Raw genomic sequence first — 22,914 nt, forward strand, 5'->3', positions numbered from 1 at the left:
CCAGCCTCCGTGGGGGCGCTTCGAACTGCTTCGAACTGCCCACCGGTCACTGGACAATATTGTCCGCGCCCGACGAACTTGCCGGCATCCTCGATGCGGCCGTCTCCTGACCGCGCCGCGTGAGAGGTGCCGCCCGATGTTCGACCACAGAAGCGTCCGTGGGCTGCGGGCCCATGCCCAAGCCCTGGCCGGCGGAGCACGGGAGGCCTCTGCCGAGGCCGTCGTCCGACGGGTCTTCGCCATCCAGTCCCAGGACGCCACGGCCGCCGACCTGGGCGTCCGAGTACGCGCGCGGGACATCACGGCCGGTGCCATCCGCACGGCGTACGAGGACGAACGGAGCATCGTGCGCGGCTGGTACATGCGCGGCACCCTGCACACCATCCCCAGCGATGACGCCCGCTGGGTGTTGCGGTTGCTGTCGCCGCGGATCCTTGCCGCAAGCAGCCGCCGCTACCAGCAGCTGGGCCTGGACGACGATCTGCGCCGGCGTGCCGACCAGCTGATCCGGCGCGTTCTCGCCGCGCACGGGCCGCTAACCCGGGCCGGCCTGACCGAGCACCTCACCACCCTCGGTGTCCCGCCGGACGGGCAGGCGCCGTTCCACCTGATCCGCCACGCGGCACTCACCGGCATCCTCTGCCACGGCCCGCAGCGCGCCGGTGAGGCCACGTATGTGCTGCTCGACGACTGGCTGCCGCCCACCGGGCGCTTCCAGCGGGAGGGAGACGCCGCTCTCGCCGAGCTGGCCCTTCGTTACCTGGCCGCGCACGCCCCCGCCGCCGTGGAAGACTTCGCCTCATGGTCCGGGCTGCCGATCTCCTGGGCACGCAGGGCCTGGAAACTGCTGGCGGAATCCGGCGTGATCACCGAGTACGGAGTGCTGACCATGATCACCGGCCGGCCGCAGGAACTCCCGTGCCCGTCTGACACTCCAGACGTTCGCATGCTGCCCGCCTACGACAACTACCTGGTCGGCTACCGCACCCGCGAGGTGTCCGTCCCCGCTGCCCACCAGGCTCGCGTCTGGCCGGGAGGCGGCATCATCCGGCCGACCGTCATCGCCGACGGCCTGGCCATCGCCACCTGGAGCCGTGGCTCCGGCGCGCGCTCCGTCAATGTTGATGCGTTCGATCCTGTCCCCCCGCAGATCCAGCGGGAAGTCGACATGGAGAAGGACGCCGTCTTCCGCTTTCTGAAGCCCACCCCATAGCCAACGACCTCCGTGCGGCGGTCAGCCGGGCGGGGTGCGGCGGGTGCGCAGCGCCAGTACCAGGCAGACCGCGGTCGCGGCGATGGCGAGTGAGGCGGGCAGACGTGCCCATGAGCTACCGGCGACCGGCGCCTGGGCGGCCAGCAGTACCACCGCGGTCGCGGCGGCGGCCGCCAGTGCGGGTGTCGCCTGCGGCCGGCCGGGCGGGGCGGTGACGCCGGCCGTCCACGCGTCGGTGACCAGCAGGTAGGCGAGCAGCAGGGCGGCGATGCAGACGACCAGCCAGACCGCGGGGCCGGTGGCCGCGGCGACCGCTATCGCCGCCGCCGGCAGCACGGTCGTCCTGTGGCGGGCCGCGAGGGTCCGCCAGCGCATGGAGGCCAGGACGGGGCGCGCGTCGACCATCGGAGCGGCCCACCACGCGGCCGTCGCCGCCCCCAGGACCAGTACCTTGACCGGCACTGACGCGTGCAGTGCGGCAGGCGGGTCGCAGGCGGCGACAGCCAGGGCGGTTCCGAGCAGACGGTCGGTGACGCGGGAGGTGAGGCGTGCGACGAGTAGGCCGGCTCGGCTGTCGCCCGGGCGCGAGTCCGGCCGGGCGGTCCGGGCGGGCGCGGTGGTCATCGGGTCCCCCCGTGGATGCGGGTGCGTAGCAGCGGCGCAAGGGCGAGGTCGAGGGTCTCGCCGGGCCGGTGGGCAATGACCGCGATGCCGCGTTCCACCAACGCGAAGCGCATGGCGTCGCGGTCAGCCCGCCACAGACGCAGCGCGAGTTCGCCTTCGGTGTCGCCAGGTTCCAGGACCGGCTCGCCACTGGGAACCTCGACCACGACCATCGGGTTGGCCCGTCCGCGCACCTGGTGCAGGATGTCGAAGATCCGCTGGTCCGTCAGCGGCGTGATGACGTACACCAGTGCTCCTTCGGGCAACGCGGGCGGTGGGAGCAGGCTGAGACCTTCCGTACGGTACGCGCGGTCCTTGCGGACCTCCAGCACACTCTCGACGATGCGGTAGAAGTACCCCTGGCCGTTGCCCGGTTGCAGCCAGCGGGTCGCGCCACCGACCGACACCACGCCGACCCGGTCGTGGGTGCGCAGGTAGGCGCGGACCAGTCCGGCAGCGGCCCGGAAGGTCTCGTCGAGCGAGGACGCGCCGGTGACCGGGTCGACCACGTCGGCGAGCACGTCCAGCAGCACCACGGTGTCGGCGGCGCGCTCCGCGGCGAACTGGTGGACCTGCAAGGTGCCGCGGCGGGTGGTGGCCGGCCAGTGGATCCTCCGCTGCCGTTCGCCACGCACATACGGGTGCACGCCGGTGACCTCGACGCCCTCACCGCGCTGCCTGGCGGTGTGCTCGCCGAGCCGTTGCGGAAGCCGGACCGGGATGGGCGTGAGGCCGGCGTGCTCGGGCAGCGGGAAGACGGCGACTTCACCGAGTTCGGCCCGGACGGTGCGCCGGGCCAGCCCGCCGCGGTCGTAGACGTCCACGTCTACCGTGCCGAGCGTCCAGCGGCCCCAGCGCTGCGCGGCCAGGACGAGATCGACGCGGTGCGGGCCGACCGCGAGGTGGTCGAGCCGGACCCCGTGACCGAGGGTGACGCCGGGGTCCAGGCGGCCGGTATCGCCCTCGTAGGACACGGTGATCCGCACCGTCACCTGCTCGCCTTCGAAGCATCGCCGCGGTTCCACCTCGGCCTCGGCCGTCACCGCCTCCGGGCGCGGCCCGCTCGGCAGGGCGAGCGCGAGCAGCACCATCGGCGTGGCGGCGAGAGCAAGTACCCAGGGCCGCCCGGTGACCAGCGCGGCGGCCAGCGCGACGACGGCCAAGGTGCCCATCCGGAGAGCGCGTTCACTGGCGCGCCAGCCAGGTGGAGGCGGCGGGGGCTGGGCGGTCGCCCCGTGGCCCCCGTCCAGGGCTCGTCGAACGGCGGCGGCCCCTTCGCGGGCCGGCACGGGTTCCGTCATGATGCGATCGGCGTGCGCGGCAAGGTCTGCGGGGCATGCACGGACTGGACGATCTCGCGCATCACGTCGTCGCTGTCGATCTGCCGGACCCACAGCTCTGGTTTGAGGGTGACGCGGTGCGCGAGGGCCGGCACCGCGACGGACTTGACGTCCTCTGGGGTCACGTAGTCCCGCAGGTCCAGGACGGCGCGGGCGCGGGCGAGCTGCACTACGGCCAGGCCGCCGCGCGGAGAGGCGCCGACCTGGATGTGCGGGTGGGTTCGGGTGGCTCGGACCAGCGCGACGACGTACTCCAGCAGGTCGTCGTCCACCTCGACGCTTTCGACGGCGGCCCGCATGGCCAGCACCTCGCCCGGACCGCTGAGCGTGCGCAGCACGGCTTCGGCGGCCGCCCGATCGACACGCGCGCGCAGCATGCCGACCTCCTCGGATGCCGCCAGATAGCCCATACGAACCCGCAGCAGGAACCGGTCGAGCTGGGCTTCGGGCAGGGTGTACGTGCCTTCGTACTCGATGGGGTTGGCGGTGGCGATGACCACGAAGGGCTTCGGCAGCGACCGGGTATTCCCGTCGATGGACACCTGGGACTCGGCCATCGCCTCCAGCAGTGCGGCCTGGGTCTTGGGCGGGGTGCGGTTGATCTCGTCGGCGAGTAGCAGGTGGGTGAAGACGGGGCCGGGCCGGAAGACCATGTCGGCGGTCCGTTGGTCGTAGAACGGAGCTCCGGTGACGTCGGAGGGCAGCAGGTCGGGGGTGAACTGGATACGGCGGAAGTCCAGGCCGAGCGTGGTGGCGAAGGAGCGTGCCAGCAGCGTCTTCCCGAGTCCGGGCAGGTCTTCGATGAGGACGTGGCCGCCGGCGAGGATGCCGAGCATCACCAGCGCCAGCGGTTCCGCCTTGCCGACCACGGCCGTGCCGATCTCGTCGAGCACGGCCGCAGCCCTTTCCCCCGCCTGTCGGGGAGTCAAGGTGGTCTGATCCGGTAGGGGTTGCGCGCTGGTCACGGTCGGTTCCTCACGGGGCGGGGTCGGGATGCGCGGGCTGCGGGGGTCGGCCGCGGCGCCATCGGTCACAGGGCTTCCAGGCGGTCGAGCAGGGAGCGCAGGACGGGTTCGGGAAGAGTGGGTTGCGGAGTGGTCGCCGCGGGATCGATCCACGGCCACAGCTCAGCTCCGACCAGCGCCCGGGCCCGCTGCGGGTTTCGGTACATCGCCACGCCGTGCCGTTCGGCCAGCCGAGCGGCGAACAGCCGTTGCAACTGCGGCCGCATGACGGTGGCGAGGTGCGTTTCCCCGTTGTCCGCGAGGGCCTTGGCCACGATGCGCCGCCACCCGCCGAGTGCAGGGGCCCTGCTGTCCAGCAAACGCACCGGCCTGCGATAGCCGCTGTCCTGGGCGGCGCCGCCCGCGGCGTAGCGCGCCAGGGCCAGCGCGACCGCGGTGATGAGAGCGAGGCCGCCGGCGGCCGCGGCGGCACCGTCGGCCAGGGCGAGCAGTACTTCGGCCGCGACCGCGGCCGTGCCCAGTACGGCCAGCGAGTGGCGTAGCGAACCGGGCTTTGACAGCACGGAGTTGGCGATGACCCGGACCCGTGCAGGCGTCCTCACGAGGTATCCGTCACGGCTTCGGATCCAGAGGTCCGTGAGCGCAGGCCGTCGGCGATCTCGGCGAGCGCGGCCGCGGCCCGGTCGCGGTGGCTGTCGTCCATCGGGTGCGTGGAGTAACGGGCCTCGCGGAACAGCGCGGTGAGCGCGGCGGCGGCCGCACCTGTGGGCAGGCCGCCGGTGACGGCCCGCTCCAGAAGGTCCTGCGGGCTGTCCGAGGCGCGCCGGGTTACGCCGGAGTCGGCGAGCGACTCCTCCATGGCGGCATAGCAGGCGATGACGGCTGGGCGGGCGTCGGTTGCGTCCAGCAGGGCACGGCGCCCGGAGTCAACGGCCTGGACCAGGCGCTCTTGCTCGTCGTCGAGCATCGCGTACGTCGCCGGGGTCTCGGGTGCCGGCGACCGCGTCAGATGCCGCCACAGGCGCAGCGCGGCGATCACGACGACCACGACGAGCAGGGCGATGCCCAGACCGAGCAGGATGCGCGTCAGCCCGAAGTGCATGGTGTGGCCGGCGTGCCCGGCATGCTGTGCGGGCGGCACGGTAGGTACCGGGTCTTGCCGCGGGCTGGGCAGCGGCAACGGCTCGTGGCCGCTCCTGTGGCCGGCCCCATGGCTGCTGCCGGACGGTCCGAACCGGTGCAGGGCCATGACGAGCAGCGGTACCACCAGCGAGGCGGCCAGCAGGACGCGACTCACGCTGTCGACCACCCGCTGTTCCACCGGGTTGAGCTCCCTGGCGGCGGCGACCTGCTCCCGGTACCTCTCGCGCAACGCCAAGCCACCCAAGAGTGACATCAGGGCGAGGCCGAACACGAGGACGGCATTGCCGCCGAGCGGACCGCGGCCCTGGGCCAACATGCCCGAATCGGGGCGCAGCAGCAGTGCTCCCAGGGCTGCTCCGCCCATCACCAGCACTGCCAACGCGGCCTGTGCGGTGCCGATCGTGCCGTGCCTCGGCCGCCCGCCCGCCGTACGCTCCCGCCCCACCGCCACACCCCTCCCGTGTGATCGGCAGCTTCGCACACCGGTCCTCGGCGTGCCAGCAGGAGACACCGGCGGGGCGGCCGGGCGGGACCTCCAGCTCACCATCCGCTGCATCACGTCGTGCCCGGCGTTGCAGCCCGCCACGCGACTCCCGGCTGTCGGCTGCACCAAGTCGCGAAGCGGGCTTCGTTGGGTACTGCTTCCCGACTTGCCTGTCCCACTTCGAGTGTCCGAGCTGAGGTGCGGTGGAGTTTGGAGCCACCAAAGCCGCGCGGCATGCTGATCCGACACGCTGCGGAGCGGTCAGGCGTCGGGGTCGACTTCGGGGTGCGTGAACCGCACGGGCCTGCCCAGCGACCGGGCGTAGGCGATTTCGGCTCGGGTGCTGTCTCCGATGTAATCGCCGACTACGAGCACCTCATCAGCGAGCCGGATCTTCGCTCGGTGCAGATCGTCGAGTCGAACCTTCAGCGCCTCGGCCTCGACAGGATCGGACCAGAGTTCGTGCGGCGACTTCATGTCGCAACCCGGCTTGACGACAATCCTTCCGGCTTTGGTCTCCCGCAGATCGGCCTCGGTCATCTCGGTCATGAAACGGGTGGAGCCGCAGATCACGACGATACGCGGCAGGCTCAGCCGCTTCTTCGCGTCGGCGAGTTTCTCCTCGGGGGTGAGCGGTTGCGGGTATGACACCGGTTCCTCCTGGGGGTGTGGTCCAAGGGGTGCCTGCGAAGACGAGAACGAGGGTGTCCAAGATCGTCTTATGGCGAACGACGTGGACACCCTCGCGACGGCACTCTATGCGACGTGTGCGCCGGCGATCGAAGTGTGGAGGCACTTCGGGCGCGGGCCGGCTCAGGGGCCGGAGCCGCCGTCTCGAGCACGAGCGCCGAAGTAGGGAAGGTCGCGTTCCGTCAGCGGGCACCAGGGAGTGCTCGCCTTCTGCAGCCCTCCGGGGGTGAGGACTGCGGCCGACTTGGTAGGAACACACAATCTCGCCCAGCTGAGGGATAGCCACGAGTGGCTCACCGCGTCGTGGGGGTCGTGAAGAAGGGGAGGGTCGATGGAGGCCTCGAGCCACGATGAATTCCGGGAGTTCGTAGCGATGCGCTCCACCGCGCTGCTGCGGCTCGCGGTTCTGCTCACCGGTGGGGACCGGCACGCCGCGGAGGATCTGCTGCAGATCGCGCTGATGAAGGCCTACGGGCGCTGGACGCGCATCGAACAGCCCGAGGCGTATGTCCGCCAGATCCTGTACCGCCAGCAGGTCAACCGCTGGCGGCTGCGCAGACACCACGCCGAGACCACGGTCGCGGTGCTGCCCGAGTCCGGCGGACAGGCGGGCGCCGGTGCGGAGCCGGAGCTGCGGATCGCGTTGTGGGCGGCGCTCGGCCGTCTGTCCAAGCGCCAGCGCGCCGTGGTCGTACTGCGCTACTTCGAGGATCTGCCCGAGGGCGAGGTCGCGGCGCTCCTGGGCATCCCGGTGGGCACGGTGCGCAGCACGGCGCACCGCTCGCTCGCCAAGCTCCGTGCGCTCGTACCGGAGCTTGAGCCCGACGGGCCCGCGGAACAGCTGCGACCGCTCAGTTACACGGCGAAGGAGATCCAGGGATGACGACACAGCGGGTGGAGGAGAAGGTTCGCGAGACGCTGCACGCGGTCGCCCTGGACGGGGTGCTGGCGCCGGGGGACCTGGCGCAGCAGGTGGTACGGCGGCGCAGCCGGCGTCGTTTCTCACAGGCCGCCGGGGCCGCGGTGGCCGTCGCCGCGATCGCCGCGGGGGCGATGCTCGGCCCGTGGGGGAGCGGTGCGGGCGAACAGGGCCGCCCGGTGCGGCCGGCGGCGTCGCCGCAGGGCTGGCACCCGTGGCAGAGCGGCGTAGCAGGAGTCAGCGAACGGGGCTGCCTGGCGGACGGTTCCGCGCTGTACTGCAGCGGATCCAAGTACGACGTGGTGAAAGTGGACGCCAACACCGGCGAGCGGCTGTGGACCGTCAAGGTCAACGGCGAAGGCGACGGGACAGACCACCCTTTCGCCGTGCGCGACGGCGTGGTCTACGCCTACCGCAACCACACGGCCAAGCACCAGCCCAACGGGGACTACGCCGGCGGCACCGATGTGATGGCAGTCGATGCCGCCACCGGCCGGCGGCTGTGGTCGGTCGAGATGCCGCAGGACGACCGCACCAGTCAGGCCGCCATGCTCATCGACGGCGCGGTCTGGGCGAACACGCCGTCCCTGCGCACCATGTCGGCCCTCGACCCGCGGACCGGTGAAACGAAGTGGCGCCACACCTGGGCCAAGGGCGAGGTGTGCCAGCGGGCCGTGCTGAGCGGTGTGCCCTACCTCCTGTGCACCCAGGACACCGAGGAAGTGCACGACACCGACCTCCTCCGTCTCGACCCCGCCACCGGCAAGGCCCACAAGGTCACCACCCTGCCCGGCCGGCAGCAGCTGCTCGGGACCTCGAACGACCGGATGGTCCTGGCCGCGACCGCCGGCACGGCAGCCGACGACTTCCAGCTGACCAGCGTCAGCGGCTCCGGGACACGCACGTCACTGCCCGACCAGGCCAAGGGGCACATCGCCGGCTGGGCCGTCGCCGGTGATCGCCTGATCTCCGTGTCCTGGAAGGGCCAGGCCTCCGCCTACTCGCTGACCACCGGAAAGACCGTGTGGACCGGCCCGGTGGGCGTCACGATGCCCGGCAAGGACACCATGGCGTCTCTCGCGTCCCCCGTGGTGTCGACGAGGCAGGCCACCGTGTACTTCTTCAGCCCGGCCGGAGACCTGTCCGGCCTCGACCTGCGCACGGGCAAGCAGGTCTGGCACGCGCACATCGACACCGGCGAACCGCAACCCGGTGGCCTCTCGGACACGCCCCAACTCCTGCTGTACCAGGACGCGCTGATCGCCAGGAACGGCAGCAGGATCTTCTCCCTCCTCCCACCGACCGGCCACTGACGCGAGCAACGACAGGCCGGGGCGGTACGTGCGCCCCGGCCTGTCGTCCCGATCCACGCGCCCAGCGGGACCCCTCGTGGTCACCACCACCCCTTCACGATGGCCCGATGTGGCTTGCGGGCGGGTTCTCGCCCGCCAGGCCGCGCCCTAGACTGCGACCGCTCCGAAATCTGACGATCTTTTGGAGGGTGTACAGGATGAACCGAACTCTCATGACCGCATTGGCGGCGGCAGCGTTGGTCGTGTCCGGGGGCAGCACCACCGCCTCCGCTTCCGATGCCCCGCCGCGAACCACGCACGGTCCCTGCCAGTACACCCAGACCCCGGACGAGCCGGCGGCGCGGCCGGTTCCCCTGCCGCCCGATCCCCGACGCACCCCCGGGCACGGCACGGTCGATGTGGCTGTCCGGACCAGCCAGGGCCCGCTCCCGCTGAGTCTGGACCGGGCGAAGGCGCCCTGCACGGTCCAGAGCTTCGTGCATCTGGCGCAGCACCGGTTCTACAACCGTACGGTGTGCCATCGGCTGACGGCGTACCCGACGCTGAAGGTCCTGCAGTGCGGCGACCCGACCAGCACCGGCGAAGGCGGGCCGGGGTACAAGTACAAGGACGAGCTGCCGGTGGACCTGCCGCCGGCACCGAGCGATCCGACCGGCGCCCGTCGCCTTTACGGGCGCGGTTTGCTGGCGATGGCCAACGCCGGGCCGAACACGAACGGTTCGCAGTTCTTCGTCGTCTACGGCGATTCCGCGCTGCGACCGAACTACACGGTGTTCGGCACGGTCGGTGCGGCCGGCCTGGAGACGCTCGACAAGATCGCTGCCGGCGGTATCGAACCAACTGCGCAGGACCCGGCGCCCGTCGACGGCACGCCCGTGCTGCGCACCGAGCTGCTCAGCGTCCGGCCGACCTGCCGGCCCTGACGCATCGTGGCGGGGTCGGCGCGGTCCAGCTACGCGACCGGCCGCGCCACGGCGATGCGGCGGGCGCGCATCCGGCCGATGTGACACCTGCCGCGCCCGCCGGCCGGCGGATGATGGAGCACAGCGGGACCTGCGCGGATCCCCGAGCCGGCGCGGACCCCGCTTCACGGTCTGGACGCCGCCTGACCTGCTATGCGTACGCATACCCGCACGGAATATGGACGCAATGCGTTCGTTCCGGGTACGGCAGCAGCGCCCGCAAGACCTGCCCCCGCAGCGCGTTCTCAAGCCATGGCGGGGAATCCACGGCTGAGCCGACTGCACCATCGAGCGCACCACGGACGACTGACCTGGTGCCCGGGGTGCATCGCGCTGCCGGTGGCCGCTGCGACTGTGGGGAACATGACGCCCACCGTCCAGGCCGCACCCGACACACTGGTCGCGGCGCTGCGCATGCCCGTGTGGAACATCCTCACCCAGCGGGCCGACGGTATCCGTCGCGACCTGCCCCCGCGCCCCGAGACCACGGCGGAACGCCTCGCGTGGCTGCGCTCGCTGACCCCCGAGCAGGCTCGCCGCGCTGCTCTCCTCGATCGCCTGGACGCCTTGCGCGGGCACCTCACCGGATGTCCCGCACTCGGCTATGCCGTCGACGACTCGATGCCCGATCCGGCCCTGCAGGAGGCAGAGGGGTTCAACCCGCGCCTCACCGTCCTCATTGCCGTCTACCGGGCCGCTTGTTCGGGCGGGTGAGCTGGTCAGGTTGGCTGGTCCTTGGCAGGACGGGCGACTTCTGGGCGGCTGGTGGGGGCCGCTTGGGGCCGGCGGCACCGGCCTGGGTTGGGCTACGGCACGACGACGGGCGGCTGCACGGGTTCGAGAGCTTGGCCGAGCGACGCCTCCTCCTGGCGGTAGACGTCGCCGCGGGGGCCCGAGAGGTGCTTGCAGCCGTTCACGGTGACGATCCGCACCTGGCAGAAGCATCCGGGCAATGCCGGCGCACACCAGTCTGCTCCGCGTCGCCGAAATCGCCGCCCGCGTCCGTACCGCGCCGACACCGACGCCGTTCTGATGCGCCTGCTCGCTGCGATCCCAGCCGCTGCGTGAGATGGTCAGGGACCGCAAGCGGGGCCGTTCTCGGCGGCGAGTGCGAAGGCCCGACCAGTGCGCGGGTCGTGTGGCCGTGCGCGAGCGACTCGGCGACGACGTCGCCCTCGATCATCGCCTGGAGGTAGGCGTGGTACGCCGAGACCTGCCCGGCGCGCTCAGCGGCTGCAGCCGGTTCGATGTCCGGCTTGCGCGCGGTCACGGGCGTACCAGCACCTTCAGGGCCTCACGGTCGTTCATCGCGCGGTAGCCGTCCGCGATGTCATCGAGGCCGACGGTTCGGTCGAAGACGCGGCCGGGGCGGATCGTGCCGTCGAGGATGTGCGGCATCAGTTCTTCGATGTACGCGCGGGCGGGGGCGACGCCGCCGGTGAGGGTGATGTTGCGCATGAAGTCGCCGAACCCGAACGGTACGTCGGTGAACTGGGGTGCCCCGACCCGGCTGATGGTGCCGCCGTCGCGTACGACGCCGAGGCTCTGCACGAGCGCGTCCTTCAGCCCGACGCATTCGAGGACCTTGCGGGTGCCTTCGCCGCCGGTCAATTCGCGAACCCGGGCGACGCCTTCGTCGCCGCGCTCGGCGACCACGTCAGTGGCGCCGAACTCGCGGCCCAGGTCGGTGCGGATGCGGTGGCGGCCCATGAGGACGATCCGCTCGGCGCCCAGCAGCCGCGCGGAGATGACGGCGGACAGCCCGACGGCGCCGTCGCCGATGACGGTGACGGTGTCGCCGCGCTGGACGCCGGCGGTGCGGGCGGCGTGGTAGCCGGTGCACAGGACGTCGGAGAGGGTCAGCAGGTCCGGTAGCAGCTCGGAGTCCTCGCCGACGGGCAGTCTGACCAGGGTGCCGTCGGCCTGCGGGACGCGGGCGGCGTGGCCCTGGCCGCCATCGACCCCGTTGACGCCCCACTGCCCACCGTGCGGGCAGGAGGTCTGCAGGCCCTCGCGGCAGTACGCGCAGGTGTTGTCGGCCCAGACGAAGGGGGCGACGACGACGTCACCGGGCTTGAGGATGCGCACCTCGGAACCCGTCTCCTCCACGACGCCGAGGAACTCGTGGCCCATGTGACGGGGACTGTCCGTGGGCTCCAGTGACTTGTAGGGCCACAGGTCGCTGCCGCAGACGCAGGCCAGCACGATCCGCACGACGGCGTCGGTCGGCTGCTGGATCTTGGGGTCGGCGACGTCCTCGACACGTACGTCTTCGGCCGCGTACATCAAGGTGGCTCGCATGATCGGATCTCCTCTGGCAAAAGAAGTGGGTTCGGTGTCAGCGGGGTTCGAGGCGGAGGGTGGAAATGCGGGCGTGATCGGTCAGCACGTGCTCGACGATCGTGGTGTAGCGGCAGTACTTCTCCCGGTAGGCGGTGTCCACGGCCGCGTACTCGGCGGGGTCGGCCTCGCGGAAGGCGACGTTCTGCTGTACGCCGCCGGCGTCGACGCGGCCGCGGTGGCGGGACTCGATGCCCCGGTACCAGGGGCCGTTGGTGCCCTTGACCGAGCGGACGCGGCTCGCATGATCTCCTCACACCGCGTCAGGTGCCGGTGGGTGAAGACGGAGTGCCGGTACTTCGTCAGGAAAACCAAGTGGACGTGCATCCGGAAGACGCAGTGGCGACCTGTGCGAACGTTCTCTTCGGTACCCATAAACCAATTGTGTATCGTGATCCGCGTGCAGCTTCGGTACGGCTTCCGCTTGCACCCGAGTGCCGGTCAGCGCGCGGCGTTGGCGAGGGCGTCCGGGTGTGCACGGGTGGTTTACAACGACGCTCTCAGGGCTCGGGAGACCGCACGCAGCGAGGGGCTGCCGTTCCCGAAGACCGGGACCCGTCCCCGCACCGCGCAGCGAAGCAGGAACCCACCCGACACCGCAGCCTTCAACGGCACGGTAGGCGGGAATCTCCCCCCTTCAGGGGGGAGAGGACGTCAAATCGGCTCCTCGTCCTACTCCGGCTCCCAATTCGTCGAGGCCCAGTGGGCTTCCCGGTACCGGCGCCTTGAGCGGTTCGTGACCGAGCAGCCGCCGTACTCGATCCTGGTGCGCGGCACCGAGGAGGACGTCCTGCCCACCGTGCGCCGCCACGGCATGGGCACGCTCACCTACAGCCCGCTCGCCGGCGGCTGGCTCTCGGGACGCTATCGCAAGGACAACATCTCGGGACCGGCCTCCGCGGCACGTCCCGCGGCCCGCTTCGACATGACCAGCCACGCCAACCAGCGCAAGCTCGACGCGGTCGAACAGCTCGCGGTCCTGGCGGAAAAGGCCGGCCTCACCCTGATCGAACTGGCCGTCGCCTTCGTCCTCAACCATCCGGGCGTCACCGCAGCGATCATCGGACCGCGCACCATGGAGCAACTGGAAGCGTTCCTGCCTGCCGCCGATGTCACGCTGCCCGCCGATGTCCTCGACCGTATCGATGAGATCGTGGCCCCCGGAGTGACGGTCAATCCCGCCGACAACAGCTACGGCGACTTCGAACTGCGCGCCGACCAGCGCCGGCGCTGACATGAGCCACAGCCCGAGCACGTCAGCGTTGTAGTGCCATGACGACCAGGGCGACGGGCACCGTCCTCGTCGGCACGCCCCGCCCAGCGCCCCTGCGTCAGCCGATGACCGTCCTCACCCAGCCCCTCCTCAGAGGTCAGACAATGCCGCGTGACGCGCCGTCGTGGGCACAGCCTGCAGCGCCTCCTCCGCGCTGAACGAGCCGGCGCGGCCGCGCAGGATCAGCACGGCCAGCCCGTGTGCGTCGAACCGTTCGACATGCTCGAACCCGTCGGTGAGCGCGTCCAGCTCGCCGTCGTCCAAGGCGATGTGGCGCCGCTCGGGGGACGTCTGCTCCGCGAGGGGCGTGATGATGACGAGTGCCCCGTCCTCGCGCAGCCGCGCGGCCAGACGGCGCAGGACTCGGGCGCGATCGCGGATGAAGGCGATCGCCAGCCGCATGACGACCAGGTCGTAACCGGCCTCGGCGAGGTCGGTCAGGGCGTCGTGTTCCACATCCAGGCACAGCCAGCGCACCCCGTCCTCTCCAGGGTGCTCCGCGCGGGCCCGCTCGAGTGCGCCTTCGGCGAAGTCGGCGGCGTCGACGGTGTACCCGAGGGAGGCGAGGTAGACGGCCATCTCGCCGGTCCCGCATCCGACATCGAGCGCGCGGCCGCCCTCGGGCGCCGGCACGTGCTCGACGACCAGGCCCTTCTCATCGTCCCCCAGGCTACGGAAGCTCCGTCCGCCGTTGTAGTGCTCGGACCAGTCGGTGCGGGAGATCCCCACAAATCGCTCCTCGTTCGTGAAAGGGCAGGGTGATCTGTGTCAGGGCAGTTCGACGGGCCCGTACAGGGCGGCCGGCTGCCCGGCCAACAGCGCCCAGTACCGGTCGCCGAACGACCAGTGCCACCACTCCGTGCCGTAATTGATCAACCCGGCGGCTGACAGCGCGCCGCCCAGGGTGGCGCGGTTGGTGCGGGCCTGTTCGCTGAGCCCGGGGGCGTCGGTGTAGCAGGCGCCGTCGGATTCCTCGGGGGAGGCGTTGACGCCCGTGCCCATGTCCAGTTCGCGGCCCTGGTGGTCGACGAGGGTGACGTCGACAGCCGCACCGGCGGAGTGCGGCGCGATCTCTGGCGGGGAGACGAACCGGCTGGCGGCCTCACGGAGTTCGGTGGCCTGCCACTGCGGGTGGGCGCGGGCGAGCTCCTCGGAGTACGACTCGAAGTACTGCTTCTGCAGGGCCGGTGGCCGGAAGCCCTCGACGAAGAGCAGCTTCACGTCGGCGGGCAGTAGTGACTGGGCGTGCAGCAGCCGCGTGAGGACCCCTTGCCGGACGTGCGCCCACGCTCCGGCAGCGTCGCGTTTGCGGTCATCGACGTGCACACCGTGCGCACGGACGTCGACGAGTCCTTCGCCGCAGTCCTGCACGGGGATCGCCGCCACCCGCCGGTCGGACATCAACACGATGCCGCTGCTCATTCGTTCCCCCAGTCCCAGGTGCCGAAGTACGCGGCCTGCCCGGTGCGGCGGGCCTCCTCCACCGCCTATCGTGCTGTAGGGCCACTGGGCGCCGGGCAGCCCGTACACGGTGGCCAGCAGTCGGGGCGGGCCCATCACGATCAGGTCGGTCTCCTCCCGGCACTCGCGCACGGCCGTCGGATGGCGGCGCGGTACAGCAGCCTGCGGTGGCGGGAACTGTCGCAGGGGAGGCGGTGTGGAGGGTGGCGAGGTTGTCCCACATGACCAAGTCTCCTTGCTTCCAGCGGTGGCTGTGGACGTACGGCGCTGGCTGTGTGCGCCGGCAGCTCGTCGAGCAGGGCCGGCTCTCCTTCTCGGCGAGCCCGGTGATGCCGCTCATCACTATGGAGCAGAGCAGCAGCGAGCGGGCGCCGGTGACCGGGTGCGTCAGGACGAGCGTGTGCTCGACCTCCGGGTGGCCGGCCCCTGGGGCACGTGGCTTTCGACGCCGGTCGAGAGGTTGCAGTCGACGACGGCGCCGAAGCCGCTCTCGTCGAGCGGGCACAGCGACAGGGACATCGCGGCTCCTTTCCGGAGGGTGATCTCGGCGGTCAGATCTGGGGCGATTGCAGGAAGACGGTGATGCCCTTGATGGCGGAGGCGGCCATGCACAGCCGCTCGATGCCGACGCCGATGCCGAGTCCGACGCCTGGCCGGCACGCGCCCGGCTTCGATCGCCTCCCAGGCCAGGGCCTGTCAAGCTGACCCTCAGCGGCCAGCCCGCGGCTGCCTGCCTGCGCAGACAGCCCACCCCCGACTACTCACCCTTCGAGTGCCACGCCCCGTTCGCCCCCGGGGTGGAGTAGCAACACGCAGAGCGCATAAGACTTGTGGACGGATGATCGAATACTGGAGCCCCGGTCGGGGTAGAACGGACGCCGGACGTCTTCCCGCAGCGGAAGACCCCTCTACTACCCCGGCCGGCACCCCCGGCGAGATCGAAGGACGAAGTATGGCCAGCGGCACCGTGAAGTGGTTCAACTCCGAGAAAGGCTTCGGCTTCATCGCCCAGGACGGCGGCGGACCGGACGTCTTCGCTCACTACTCCAACATCTCCGGCAACGGGTACCGCGAGCTGGTCGAGGGCGAGACGGTCACGTTCGACATCACCCAGGGCCAGAAGGGCCCCCAGGCTGAGAACATCGTCCGCGGCTGACGTGCCCCGCCGGCCTCTGGGATTGTGTGTAGAGTGGCACCACCGACGCGGGGTGGAGCAGCTCGGTAGCTCGCTGGGCTCATAACCCAGAGGTCGCAGGTTCAAATCCTGTCCCCGCTACGAAAGAGGGGGCCCGGCGTCAGCCGGGCCCCCTCTCACATTCCTCCCCCTCAAGACCTGCGCGCCGCCTCAGCCGCGCGGATGCTCTGGCACCCCAGTACGGGCCCTTGCCCGCCACCCGGCCAGCAGCTCACATGTATCCCATTTCGCGTCCGCCCATGGCGTTGGGCTGGCCGGTCAGCGAGAAGGGACCGGAGCCTGGGCGGCATAGGGCGCCGGTGGCGAGGTGTAGATCGATCAGGGCGTTGGTGTTCCAAGTGCCGTGGGTGGACTGGTTCAGGCCCATGGCCCAGTAGCTCATCCACTCGCCGGCCTCGCCGATCCACCGGGCGGCCTGCCGGGTGCCGGCCTCCGGGATGCCGGTGATCTCCGCGACCTTCTCAGGCGGGTAGTCCGCGAGGAAGGCGGGCATCTCCTGCCAGCTTTGGGTGAACTCGGCGATGAACTCCCCGTCGGTGTCACGGCCCGTGCGCCGCCCGATCGCCCTGCGGTACGACGCCGACCACGCCTCGCCGGCCGATGCGTCAGGTGTTGGTGCCGTCCGCGGGAACACCGTCGGGCAGCCCGGCCGCGGATCCGGTTCCCCTGTCGGCACCAGGGCACGTGGTGTCCAGGGTGTACGCGGTCATCGACAGCGAGCCGTAGGCGTAGCCGTCGACAAGGATCTCCGCCCTGCGACCGGACGCCGCCGCAAGCCCCGCGACGTAGAGCAGCGGAATGAAGTGGTCCGGGGTGGGTGCCGCCGTGCGGTAGTCCCGGTGGTCCAGAAGGCGGGAAACAGCCGACGGGTCGTGCTGCATCACGTCCCTGGCGCTCTCGTCGAACCGCTGCGCCCAGTCGAATCCCGAGTCCGGGCGCTGGGGGTCGACGCCACCCAGATTGTGCACGACATTGCCGCTGCCCAGCACCAGCACGCCGCTGGCCCGGAGAGCGGCGAGTTTCGTGCCCAGGACGAAGTGGTAATCCAGTTCCTTGTCCGCGTTGATACTCAACTGGACGACAGGGACGTCGGCTTGTGGAAACGCGTGGCGCAGGACCGACCACGAGCCGTGATCGATGCCCCAGCTGTCGGCGTCCGCCCCGACCCAGGTCGGCTTGACCGCCTCGCTGACCTCTTCCACGAGCTCCGGCAGGCCGGGGGCGGGATACTGCACCTCGAACAGCTCACGCGGGAAGCCGTAGAAGTCGTGGATGGTTCGTGGCCGCGGCATCGCGGTCACCGCAGTGGCGTTGATGTACCAGTGGGCCGAGACCACCAGGATCGCCCTCGGTCTGGGCACCGCCTGGCCGAAAGCCCGCCACGCGGTGGTGTAGCGGTTGTCCTCCAAGGCGTTCATCGGACTGCCGTGGCCGATGAACGCCGCGGGCATGAGTGGCGACCCCTGCGCCTCCGTCGTCGCTGTCACCATGTCACCCACGTCTTCCGTATGGCGGGCAGGGCACCCAGCACGTTCCTCCGGTCTCGCGCGGCGGGCAAGCTTCCCGCAGCGCGTCACCGCGGAGTTCATACGGCCGCCGTACGTCTTGGACGGCCCCGGTGTGCGGGTCGGTGGGCGGCGGCCGGTGGAGCCCTCCCTGCGTGCGGGGGAGCGGACCGCGAACCGCACGTCGGCATCCGGCGCGGCGGCACCTGCGGAGACCTGCTCGCGGCCACGCCGTTCGACAGCCTGCGCAGCGGAGCTTGTGCGGGGGTTCGTCCGGAGAGGCCACCGCGTCGGCAGCGTCGGCGAACCTGTCCGGTCGCAGCCGTCGGCGAGAGGACGTCAACGAGTGGCTCTGACCTGGAGCCGCTCCGGCACTGACAGGGCCTGTCCGGGGGATCCTAGAGGGCTTTCATCGAGTCCAACGCGGTTCACTGGCCAGGTGAGCCGTCGGACTGGACCACTCGGAAGCGTTCCGCGACGACAAGGGTGTCATCATCGATGACCGGGGTGTGTCCCAGGTATTCGCTCACGCCATCGCTGCGGAAGAACTCTTCGTGGGCGGCTCGCCACTCGGCCACGCCGGAGTAACCGCGCCCCTCGGCTCGCGCGAAGTCGTCATCGATCTCCTTCATGGGAACGACGCGCACGTCGACGAGTTCGATCGTGGCGGCCGGGCGACCTTCGGAGTCGAGCACCGAGAAGCGCTGACCGGCTACCGGTACCGTCTCTCCAGCGTGCTCGTGGATTTCCAGTAGGCCCGTGAGCGCGGTCTTCCGACCGCTGAGGATCGCCTCCACGCCCCGGTCCCGCTCCGGACCCGGGAAGGCGAGTTCGAGGGTCGGCAGGTCGTCATGTCCCATCGGGCGAGCGTATAAAGCCCGGCCGATTCGATCAACGGACGGCCTCACGATCACGGCGCTGCTGGGCCTCGGCCCTGAACACGAGGACATGCTGCGCCAGTTGCGTGACGACCTGTTCGCCGTTCTCTCCTCCGCCCACGAACCCCTTCCCGAACCGGGACGCTCCGAGCTCTGGGACCGCTTCGTCACTCACCGGACCTGTTCAGATGCTGCTCATGGCCAAGGCCAAGAACGCCCCGACGATGGCGGCGGCCTCCAACCACTCGGCCTTCAACCTGGCCAACGCGGGTGGTGCCTGGCGCCTCCCCCCGCTCCTCCGCCGCGATCCACTCGTCGATCTGCGCCAGCGCGGCCGTCGCCAGCTGCACGATCCCCCGGCGTACCGCAGCACCTCGAAACGGGATGGCTTGCCCTCGCTCGCATGTTCGAGTCTCGTCGTGTGGCCGTCGGTGATCCCGTCGGGCCATCCGCCGCTCATCCCACCGGTGCCAGCCGTGCGGCGCTACACGGCACGGGCGGTAACCCGGTCCCGGGCCGCCACGTCGCAGGCAGCCCGGACTCCTCTCCGTGTCCTCAACTGAACTTGTTCAGTCCATCCATTTGCGGCCCGTGGACCGGCGATCTCCCAAGACCGGGACGGCGAGGTGGCCACGCGCAGTACCGCCCACCAAGGCCTGTCTGACGGGTCGCGCCACGGCTCCCGCACCTGACAGCAATGTCACTCGAACGGCCCAACATGACGTGTCGCCGACATGGATGAACAATTGGCTGAGTAGTGTCCCAACCGAGGCAATCCGTGAAAGGCGAACCAAATGCGCATTCGACGAATCCTCGCCGCCGTCATCGCCACGGCAGCCCTCGCCGGACTCGGCCTCACAGGCGCCGCCACCGCCACCGCCGCCAGCCTCACCCCGGGTGAGTGCGAGCAGGGCGGCGGAACGGTCAATTGGGCGACGAACACCTGCAGTGGCGGCATGTTCGACGGGCAGATGGTCGACTAAACCCCACTAGGCGCTCCGCAGCCACGCGCTGCGGGGCGCTACGACTCCAACTCGATGGAAGCTATCCCAATGCGTCGCGCCAATTTCAGCTAGGCGTCGGCATCCTTGGGTGAATGCGAACAGCTTGACTTGGTCTGCGGATGTCAAGGCGACTGATCCGTTTGGGCGGTGCTGGGTGATTCAATGCAAGCACCGCCGCAACGGCGCGCGGGGTGCGGCAGTGGGGACTCCGGATCTGCAGGTATTGAACGGGATTGCTCGTCAGGTCCATGGGGCGGACGTCGCGGTGATCGTGACGAACGGTCGAGTGACCGCGCCGGCTGTTGCCTTCGCCAAGCAGCAGCGACTGCACGTTGTCGGCCGTCAGACGCTGGGTACTTGGTCGGCCGGTTCGATCCCCTTGTGGGACCTTCTAGGGGCCGTGCCACCCCCGCGCCGCTCAACACCGCTCGGCTGAAGGAAAGCCGCTCGTCCCTTTTGGGGTGCGGAGGCAGGGGTCCGACGATCACCGTTGGGTCCCTTCGTCGTTGGGAGCCTCAGGGCGCGGCGCGTTCGAGTCGCGTGCTGCATGAGTCGGTGGTGGACGCCTGCGGCGACTCGCGTGAGATCATCCGTCCATGAGCAGCGACCTGGAAGTAAGTGCTCTGGCGATCAATGTCACGATCCCGCAGGCCCTCCGTTGGACGGACACACGACGCGGTGAAGCGTTCACGCTGACGACACTCAACGTCCGGCTTCTCCCGGACGGTCACCTCGCCGTGAAGGCCTACGGCAGACCAGTAGGTGGTGGTCGGGGCGCATACGTCTCATTCCCCGTCCCCGAGAATCCCGAACTGGAGGCCCTGATCTCCGACGCTGCCAGCCGTGCCGGGGCGTTGTGGGCTGCCCATCATGGTCTCGGCTGATCTCAGGCACATGTTGGGCCCTGATCAGTCTGCGGGATCCGCCCTCGCGCAGGAGCCTGTACCGACAGATCTTCTTGTGTGACGCGAGTGCAACTGACTTGCGAGGGATAAGAGTTGATCGAGCGGTACCTGCCGATCGGAGAGTATGGCCCGTACCCGGAGCGGCTGCGACAGCAGTTCGAGGGCGTGATCTGGCGGTTCAGGACCGGCGGGCAGTGGCGGGAGATGGCGCAGGAGTTCGGTGTCTGGTCCACTGTGCACAGCCGTTTCCGGCAGTGGCGTGACGCGGGCGTCTTCGAGGCCCTGCTCGAGGGCCTGATGGCAGAAGCGGGGTGAGGCGAATTCGTCTCTGGTCGGCATCGACTCCACCGCCGCGCGCTCACCACGCCGCCGCCGGCATGCACCTGGACCCGGACGCCCCCACTGCCCTGGAGGAAGCCGCAGCTGAGGAGGAGAAGGCCGGGTCAAAAGGGGCGGCTCCGAAGAACGAAACGCGGGTTCAGTCGACGTGTCGACTGCCCGCGAGCGCTGCGTTCAGGGCCATGGGCACCGGGCCCCGAGCTCGCTCACCTTCGGCAAGGGCTGAGCGTCATGCCGGCGGCCGGGTGAGTTTGGCGGCCACGGCATCGAGAACCCAGTCCAGGCCGGTCTCGAAGGATGCCTCGGCATCCATGTCCGTGCCGTCGTACACGGCCTTGGCCAGCGTCGGGAAGCGACCGGTGGCCAACAACCGTGTCAGATGCGGGCCGGAGGCGCGCTGCCAGTCGTGCTTCGACAGTCCCGTGGCGCGCTCGGCCCGCAGGTTCGCGATCTCGCGCCTGATCGCGCCGGTGGAGTAGGCGCCGACAGTCTCCACCGCGCGCATGGCGGTGTCGATGTCGGCGACGCTTTCCAGGGCGGCCAGCGTGGCCTCGCCCACGGCGAGAGCGTTTGGGCCCAGGGCCGGGCGTCCGCCGAGCAGATCGGCCAGCCATTCGTGCCGGAGAGCGGCGTGTCTGGTGCGGTGGGCGAGGGTGCCCAGCGCCTCACGCCAGTCACCGGGCTGCTCCGGGGGGAGGATTTCGGCGTAGACCTCGTCCATCATGAGGTCGAACAGCTCCTGCTTGGTGGAGATGTATCCGTACAGCCGCATCGGGCCCGCGTTCAGCCGGCCGGCGACCTTGCGCAACGACACCCCGTCCAGCCCGCCCTCGTCCGCCAGCGCGATGGCCGCGGCCACGATCCGCTCCTGATCGAGCGGCACGGGACGAGTTGGCGGTTCCGGTCGGTCCCACACGCTCATGGTTCACACCGTTCTGCTGCGATACATCGTATTGAGAAGATACAGTGTATCGCCATGAGACATCGTATCGCCGTGGTCGGGAGCGGCCCTGGAGGCCTTACCTTCGCCCGTGTCCTGCACCGCCACGGCTACCCCGTCGCCGTCCTCGAACGCGATCCCGACCCCGACGCCCGCCCCCCGGGCGGCACGCTGGACTTGCACGAGGGGCTGGGCCAGCCCGCGCTGGACAAGGCGGGGCTGCTGGCGGAGTTCCAAGCGTTGTCCCGCCCCGAGGGGCAGGCCATGCGCATCCTGGAGACGGACGGCACGGTCCTGCGCGACTGGCGAGCCGGCCCGGATGACCGGGCCAATCCCGAGATCGACCGTGGACAGCTTCGGGACCTGCTGCTCGGTTCTCTCGACGTCCAGTGGGATCGGGGCGTGGGGCAGGTGGTGCCGGGGACCCGGGACGGCGTACTGGTCCATTTCGCGGACGGGCGACAGGAGACGTTCGACCTCGTGGTCGGCGCGGACGGCGCTTGGTCCCGGACACGCCCGGCAGTCTCCTCGGTGACGCCGCACTACGCCGGCGTCACCTACGTCGAAACCTCCCTCGACGACGTCGACACCCGCCACCCTGACCTGGCCCGGCTGATCGGCGACGGTTCCGTGGCCGTGTACGGGGTGAACCGAGCTCTCGTCGCCCAGCGCAACAGCGGCGGCCACGTCAAGGTGTACGCCCAGTTCCGCGCGCCGCTGGACTGGCACACGGGCCTGGACCTGGCCGACGTCGAAGCCGTGCGATCGAGCCTGCTGGCGCTGTTCGACGGCTGGGCCGCCCCCGTCCTCGACCTCCTCCGCCACGCCACCGCTTTCGTCCACCGCCCCCTCTACGTCCTGCCCGTGTCCCACACCTGGACCCACGTCCCCGGGGTGACGCTACTGGGCGACGCCGCCCATCTGATGCCCCCACTGGGAGCGGGCGCGAACCTCGCGATGCTGGAAGGCGCCGAACTCGCCGAGTCCATCGCCTCCGCCACCGGCCCTGGAGCTCTGGACGAGGCCGTCCGCGCCTTCGAGGAACAGATGTGGGCACGGGCCAGCAGGTGGGCGAAGATCACGACGGCCGGTCTGGAACGCCTCGTGAGCCCGGACCCCGCCGAAGCCCTCGCCCTCTTCGACCAAGTCCAGCCATCCTGACTTCGTCCTCCTCCTCGTCCCTCGTCGAGGGCAGGCGTGAGTGCACGGGCATCGATGCCCGTCCACTCGCCCGCGCCAGTCTCCTCCGCCGCGGTGGGCCGGAACACCGTTCCTCATCGCCGGTCGCAGGGGCCTTGTGGAGCGAGGGGGAGGTCAGCCCTTGCGGGCCTTGACCTCGTCGGTGAGCTGCGGGACGACGTCGAAGAGGTCGCCGACCACGC

General features: G+C 70.3%; 25 protein-coding genes, 1 tRNA gene and 4 pseudogenes. 13 read left to right on the forward strand and 17 right to left on the reverse strand.

Annotation, left to right across the window (positions count from 1 at the left end; translation table 11 throughout):
• Positions 1 to 136: 136 nt before the first annotated feature.
• On the forward strand, positions 137 to 1,213 hold the full coding sequence (locus ABZ478_RS37065) for a winged helix DNA-binding domain-containing protein (protein ID WP_359556852.1): 1,077 nt from the start codon (positions 137 to 139) through the stop codon (positions 1,211 to 1,213).
• A 21-nt stretch (positions 1,214 to 1,234) separates the two neighbouring features.
• On the opposite strand, the gene ABZ478_RS37070 is transcribed toward ABZ478_RS37065, so the two are convergent.
• From ABZ478_RS37070 to ABZ478_RS37095, 6 genes are all read right to left on the reverse strand, one after another.
• Positions 1,235 to 1,837, reverse strand: a complete 603-nt coding sequence (locus ABZ478_RS37070; protein ID WP_359556855.1) for a hypothetical protein — start codon at positions 1,835 to 1,837, stop codon at positions 1,235 to 1,237.
• Positions 1,834 to 3,048: a DUF58 domain-containing protein gene (locus tag ABZ478_RS37075; protein WP_359556857.1), complete on the reverse strand. Its 1,215-nt coding sequence runs from the start codon at positions 3,046 to 3,048 to the stop codon at positions 1,834 to 1,836. Before ABZ478_RS37075 ends, ABZ478_RS37070 begins: the two co-directional genes overlap by 4 nt.
• A gap of 125 nt (positions 3,049 to 3,173) precedes the next feature.
• Positions 3,174 to 4,181, reverse strand: coding sequence for a MoxR family ATPase (locus ABZ478_RS37080; protein ID WP_359556858.1), 1,008 nt, complete (start codon positions 4,179 to 4,181; stop codon positions 3,174 to 3,176).
• 65 nt (positions 4,182 to 4,246) lie between these two features.
• Positions 4,247 to 4,783, reverse strand: a complete 537-nt coding sequence (locus ABZ478_RS37085; protein WP_359556861.1) for a hypothetical protein — start codon at positions 4,781 to 4,783, stop codon at positions 4,247 to 4,249.
• Positions 4,780 to 5,769, reverse strand: coding sequence for a DUF4129 domain-containing protein (locus tag ABZ478_RS37090; protein ID WP_359556864.1), 990 nt, complete (start codon positions 5,767 to 5,769; stop codon positions 4,780 to 4,782). Before ABZ478_RS37090 ends, ABZ478_RS37085 begins: the two co-directional genes overlap by 4 nt.
• Positions 5,770 to 6,069: 300 nt before the next feature.
• Positions 6,070 to 6,459, reverse strand: coding sequence for a hypothetical protein (locus ABZ478_RS37095; RefSeq protein WP_359556866.1), 390 nt, complete (start codon positions 6,457 to 6,459; stop codon positions 6,070 to 6,072).
• Positions 6,460 to 6,829: 370 nt separating this feature from the next.
• On the opposite strand from ABZ478_RS37095, the gene ABZ478_RS37100 reads away from it, so the two are divergent.
• The 4 genes from ABZ478_RS37100 (at position 6,830) to ABZ478_RS37115 (ending at position 10,406) form a co-directional block, all read left to right on the forward strand.
• Positions 6,830 to 7,381, forward strand: a complete 552-nt coding sequence (locus ABZ478_RS37100; RefSeq protein ID WP_359556868.1) for a SigE family RNA polymerase sigma factor — start codon at positions 6,830 to 6,832, stop codon at positions 7,379 to 7,381.
• Positions 7,378 to 8,730 (forward strand): PQQ-binding-like beta-propeller repeat protein, encoded by a 1,353-nt coding sequence (locus ABZ478_RS37105; protein ID WP_359556870.1) that lies wholly within the window; start codon positions 7,378 to 7,380, stop codon positions 8,728 to 8,730. Before ABZ478_RS37100 ends, ABZ478_RS37105 begins: the two co-directional genes overlap by 4 nt.
• A 212-nt stretch (positions 8,731 to 8,942) precedes the next feature.
• Positions 8,943 to 9,653, forward strand: a complete 711-nt coding sequence (locus ABZ478_RS37110; protein WP_359556872.1) for a peptidylprolyl isomerase — start codon at positions 8,943 to 8,945, stop codon at positions 9,651 to 9,653.
• A 402-nt stretch (positions 9,654 to 10,055) separates the two neighbouring features.
• Positions 10,056 to 10,406, forward strand: a complete 351-nt coding sequence (locus ABZ478_RS37115) for a hypothetical protein (protein ID WP_359556875.1) — start codon at positions 10,056 to 10,058, stop codon at positions 10,404 to 10,406.
• Between the two features lie 92 nt (positions 10,407 to 10,498).
• Here the strand turns inward: ABZ478_RS37115 and ABZ478_RS37120 are convergent, their stop codons facing one another.
• The 4 genes and pseudogenes from ABZ478_RS37120 to ABZ478_RS37135 form a co-directional block, all read right to left on the reverse strand.
• On the reverse strand, positions 10,499 to 10,624 hold the full coding sequence (locus ABZ478_RS37120) for a hypothetical protein (protein WP_359556877.1): 126 nt from the start codon (positions 10,622 to 10,624) through the stop codon (positions 10,499 to 10,501).
• Between the two features lie 334 nt (positions 10,625 to 10,958).
• A complete protein-coding gene (locus ABZ478_RS37125) occupies positions 10,959 to 11,993 on the reverse strand; it encodes a zinc-dependent alcohol dehydrogenase family protein (RefSeq protein WP_359556879.1) in 1,035 nt (344 codons plus the stop codon).
• A gap of 37 nt (positions 11,994 to 12,030) precedes the next feature.
• On the reverse strand, positions 12,031 to 12,225 hold the full coding sequence (locus ABZ478_RS37130) for a DUF2255 family protein (RefSeq protein WP_359556907.1): 195 nt from the start codon (positions 12,223 to 12,225) through the stop codon (positions 12,031 to 12,033).
• A gap of 86 nt (positions 12,226 to 12,311) precedes the next feature.
• Positions 12,312 to 12,407, reverse strand: a pseudogene (locus ABZ478_RS37135) (IS200/IS605 family transposase); the annotation flags it as partial.
• A 25-nt stretch (positions 12,408 to 12,432) separates the two neighbouring features.
• On the opposite strand from ABZ478_RS37135, the gene ABZ478_RS37140 reads away from it, so the two are divergent.
• A complete protein-coding gene (locus tag ABZ478_RS37140; protein ID WP_359556910.1) occupies positions 12,433 to 13,266 on the forward strand; it encodes an aldo/keto reductase in 834 nt (277 codons plus the stop codon).
• Positions 13,267 to 13,395: 129 nt separating this feature from the next.
• On the opposite strand, the gene ABZ478_RS37145 is transcribed toward ABZ478_RS37140, so the two are convergent.
• The 3 genes from ABZ478_RS37145 to ABZ478_RS37155 are packed head-to-tail and all read right to left on the reverse strand — an operon-like array spanning position 13,396 to position 15,517.
• Positions 13,396 to 14,034 (reverse strand): class I SAM-dependent methyltransferase, encoded by a 639-nt coding sequence (locus tag ABZ478_RS37145; protein WP_359556883.1) that lies wholly within the window; start codon positions 14,032 to 14,034, stop codon positions 13,396 to 13,398.
• Positions 14,035 to 14,073: 39 nt separating this feature from the next.
• Positions 14,074 to 14,727: a M15 family metallopeptidase gene (locus ABZ478_RS37150; RefSeq protein WP_359556884.1), complete on the reverse strand. Its 654-nt coding sequence runs from the start codon at positions 14,725 to 14,727 to the stop codon at positions 14,074 to 14,076.
• The gene (locus ABZ478_RS37155) at positions 14,618 to 15,517 is read right to left on the reverse strand and encodes a TauD/TfdA family dioxygenase (RefSeq protein WP_359556887.1); all 900 of its coding nucleotides are present in this window, start codon (positions 15,515 to 15,517) and stop codon (positions 14,618 to 14,620) included. Before ABZ478_RS37155 ends, ABZ478_RS37150 begins: the two co-directional genes overlap by 110 nt.
• A gap of 201 nt (positions 15,518 to 15,718) precedes the next feature.
• Between ABZ478_RS37155 and ABZ478_RS37160 the strand changes: the two genes are divergently transcribed.
• Both ABZ478_RS37160 and ABZ478_RS37165 read left to right on the forward strand, forming a co-directional pair.
• Complete coding sequence (locus ABZ478_RS37160) at positions 15,719 to 15,922, forward strand: cold-shock protein (RefSeq protein ID WP_359556889.1); 204 nt, start codon at positions 15,719 to 15,721, stop codon at positions 15,920 to 15,922.
• A gap of 46 nt (positions 15,923 to 15,968) precedes the next feature.
• Positions 15,969 to 16,042, forward strand: a tRNA-Met gene (locus tag ABZ478_RS37165).
• A gap of 133 nt (positions 16,043 to 16,175) precedes the next feature.
• Here ABZ478_RS37165 and ABZ478_RS37170 read toward each other — a convergent pair.
• The 3 genes and pseudogenes from ABZ478_RS37170 to ABZ478_RS37180 form a co-directional block, all read right to left on the reverse strand.
• A pseudogene (locus ABZ478_RS37170) lies at positions 16,176 to 16,499 on the reverse strand (nitrate reductase); the annotation flags it as partial.
• Between the two features lie 67 nt (positions 16,500 to 16,566).
• Complete coding sequence (ygiD, locus tag ABZ478_RS37175; protein WP_359556892.1) at positions 16,567 to 17,412, reverse strand: 4,5-DOPA dioxygenase extradiol; 846 nt, start codon at positions 17,410 to 17,412, stop codon at positions 16,567 to 16,569.
• Positions 17,413 to 17,894: 482 nt separating this feature from the next.
• Positions 17,895 to 18,326 (reverse strand): ASCH domain-containing protein, encoded by a 432-nt coding sequence (locus ABZ478_RS37180; protein ID WP_359556894.1) that lies wholly within the window; start codon positions 18,324 to 18,326, stop codon positions 17,895 to 17,897.
• Positions 18,327 to 19,138: 812 nt separating this feature from the next.
• On the opposite strand from ABZ478_RS37180, the gene ABZ478_RS37185 reads away from it, so the two are divergent.
• The 4 genes and pseudogenes from ABZ478_RS37185 to ABZ478_RS37200 form a co-directional block, all read left to right on the forward strand.
• Complete coding sequence (locus ABZ478_RS37185) at positions 19,139 to 19,327, forward strand: hypothetical protein (RefSeq protein ID WP_199209125.1); 189 nt, start codon at positions 19,139 to 19,141, stop codon at positions 19,325 to 19,327.
• A gap of 136 nt (positions 19,328 to 19,463) precedes the next feature.
• A pseudogene (locus ABZ478_RS37190) lies at positions 19,464 to 19,784 on the forward strand (restriction endonuclease); the annotation flags it as partial.
• 160 nt (positions 19,785 to 19,944) lie between these two features.
• Positions 19,945 to 20,232: a hypothetical protein gene (locus ABZ478_RS37195; protein WP_359556898.1), complete on the forward strand. Its 288-nt coding sequence runs from the start codon at positions 19,945 to 19,947 to the stop codon at positions 20,230 to 20,232.
• 114 nt (positions 20,233 to 20,346) lie between these two features.
• Positions 20,347 to 20,693 (forward strand): annotated as a pseudogene (locus ABZ478_RS37200) (transposase); the annotation flags it as partial.
• Between the two features lie 128 nt (positions 20,694 to 20,821).
• Here the strand turns inward: ABZ478_RS37200 and ABZ478_RS37205 are convergent.
• Positions 20,822 to 21,514: a TetR/AcrR family transcriptional regulator C-terminal domain-containing protein gene (locus tag ABZ478_RS37205; RefSeq protein ID WP_359556901.1), complete on the reverse strand. Its 693-nt coding sequence runs from the start codon at positions 21,512 to 21,514 to the stop codon at positions 20,822 to 20,824.
• Between the two features lie 54 nt (positions 21,515 to 21,568).
• On the opposite strand from ABZ478_RS37205, the gene ABZ478_RS37210 reads away from it, so the two are divergent.
• Positions 21,569 to 22,693: an NAD(P)/FAD-dependent oxidoreductase gene (locus ABZ478_RS37210; protein WP_359556902.1), complete on the forward strand. Its 1,125-nt coding sequence runs from the start codon at positions 21,569 to 21,571 to the stop codon at positions 22,691 to 22,693.
• The last annotated feature ends 221 nt before the right edge of the window (positions 22,694 to 22,914 follow it).

It is taken from the genome of Streptomyces sp. NPDC005706 (assembly GCF_040631045.1).
In the GTDB taxonomy this organism is placed as follows: domain Bacteria; phylum Actinomycetota; class Actinomycetes; order Streptomycetales; family Streptomycetaceae; genus Streptomyces.

What these genes read in the sequence shown, in the direction of transcription:
- ABZ478_RS37110 (WP_359556872.1), top strand. Translation starts at nt 8,943, where the DNA reads ATGACCGCATTGGCGGCGGCAGCGTTGGTCGTGTCCGGGGGCAGCACC.
- ABZ478_RS37125 (WP_359556879.1), bottom strand. Translation starts at nt 11,993, where the DNA reads ATGCGAGCCACCTTGATGTACGCGGCCGAAGACGTACGTGTCGAGGAC.
- ABZ478_RS37185 (WP_199209125.1), top strand. Translation starts at nt 19,139, where the DNA reads ATGCGCATTCGACGAATCCTCGCCGCCGTCATCGCCACGGCAGCCCTC.
- ABZ478_RS37210 (WP_359556902.1), top strand. Translation starts at nt 21,569, where the DNA reads ATGAGACATCGTATCGCCGTGGTCGGGAGCGGCCCTGGAGGCCTTACC.
- ABZ478_RS37070 (WP_359556855.1), bottom strand. Translation starts at nt 1,837, where the DNA reads ATGACCACCGCGCCCGCCCGGACCGCCCGGCCGGACTCGCGCCCGGGC.
- ABZ478_RS37195 (WP_359556898.1), top strand. Translation starts at nt 19,945, where the DNA reads ATGAGCAGCGACCTGGAAGTAAGTGCTCTGGCGATCAATGTCACGATC.
- ABZ478_RS37150 (WP_359556884.1), bottom strand. Translation starts at nt 14,727, where the DNA reads ATGAGCAGCGGCATCGTGTTGATGTCCGACCGGCGGGTGGCGGCGATC.
- ABZ478_RS37180 (WP_359556894.1), bottom strand. Translation starts at nt 18,326, where the DNA reads ATGGGACATGACGACCTGCCGACCCTCGAACTCGCCTTCCCGGGTCCG.
- ygiD (WP_359556892.1), bottom strand. Translation starts at nt 17,412, where the DNA reads ATGCCCGCGGCGTTCATCGGCCACGGCAGTCCGATGAACGCCTTGGAG.
- ABZ478_RS37160 (WP_359556889.1), top strand. Translation starts at nt 15,719, where the DNA reads ATGGCCAGCGGCACCGTGAAGTGGTTCAACTCCGAGAAAGGCTTCGGC.
- ABZ478_RS37100 (WP_359556868.1), top strand. Translation starts at nt 6,830, where the DNA reads ATGGAGGCCTCGAGCCACGATGAATTCCGGGAGTTCGTAGCGATGCGC.
- ABZ478_RS37065 (WP_359556852.1), top strand. Translation starts at nt 137, where the DNA reads ATGTTCGACCACAGAAGCGTCCGTGGGCTGCGGGCCCATGCCCAAGCC.
- ABZ478_RS37115 (WP_359556875.1), top strand. Translation starts at nt 10,056, where the DNA reads ATGACGCCCACCGTCCAGGCCGCACCCGACACACTGGTCGCGGCGCTG.
- ABZ478_RS37075 (WP_359556857.1), bottom strand. Translation starts at nt 3,048, where the DNA reads ATGGGCACCTTGGCCGTCGTCGCGCTGGCCGCCGCGCTGGTCACCGGG.
- ABZ478_RS37105 (WP_359556870.1), top strand. Translation starts at nt 7,378, where the DNA reads ATGACGACACAGCGGGTGGAGGAGAAGGTTCGCGAGACGCTGCACGCG.
- ABZ478_RS37205 (WP_359556901.1), bottom strand. Translation starts at nt 21,514, where the DNA reads ATGAGCGTGTGGGACCGACCGGAACCGCCAACTCGTCCCGTGCCGCTC.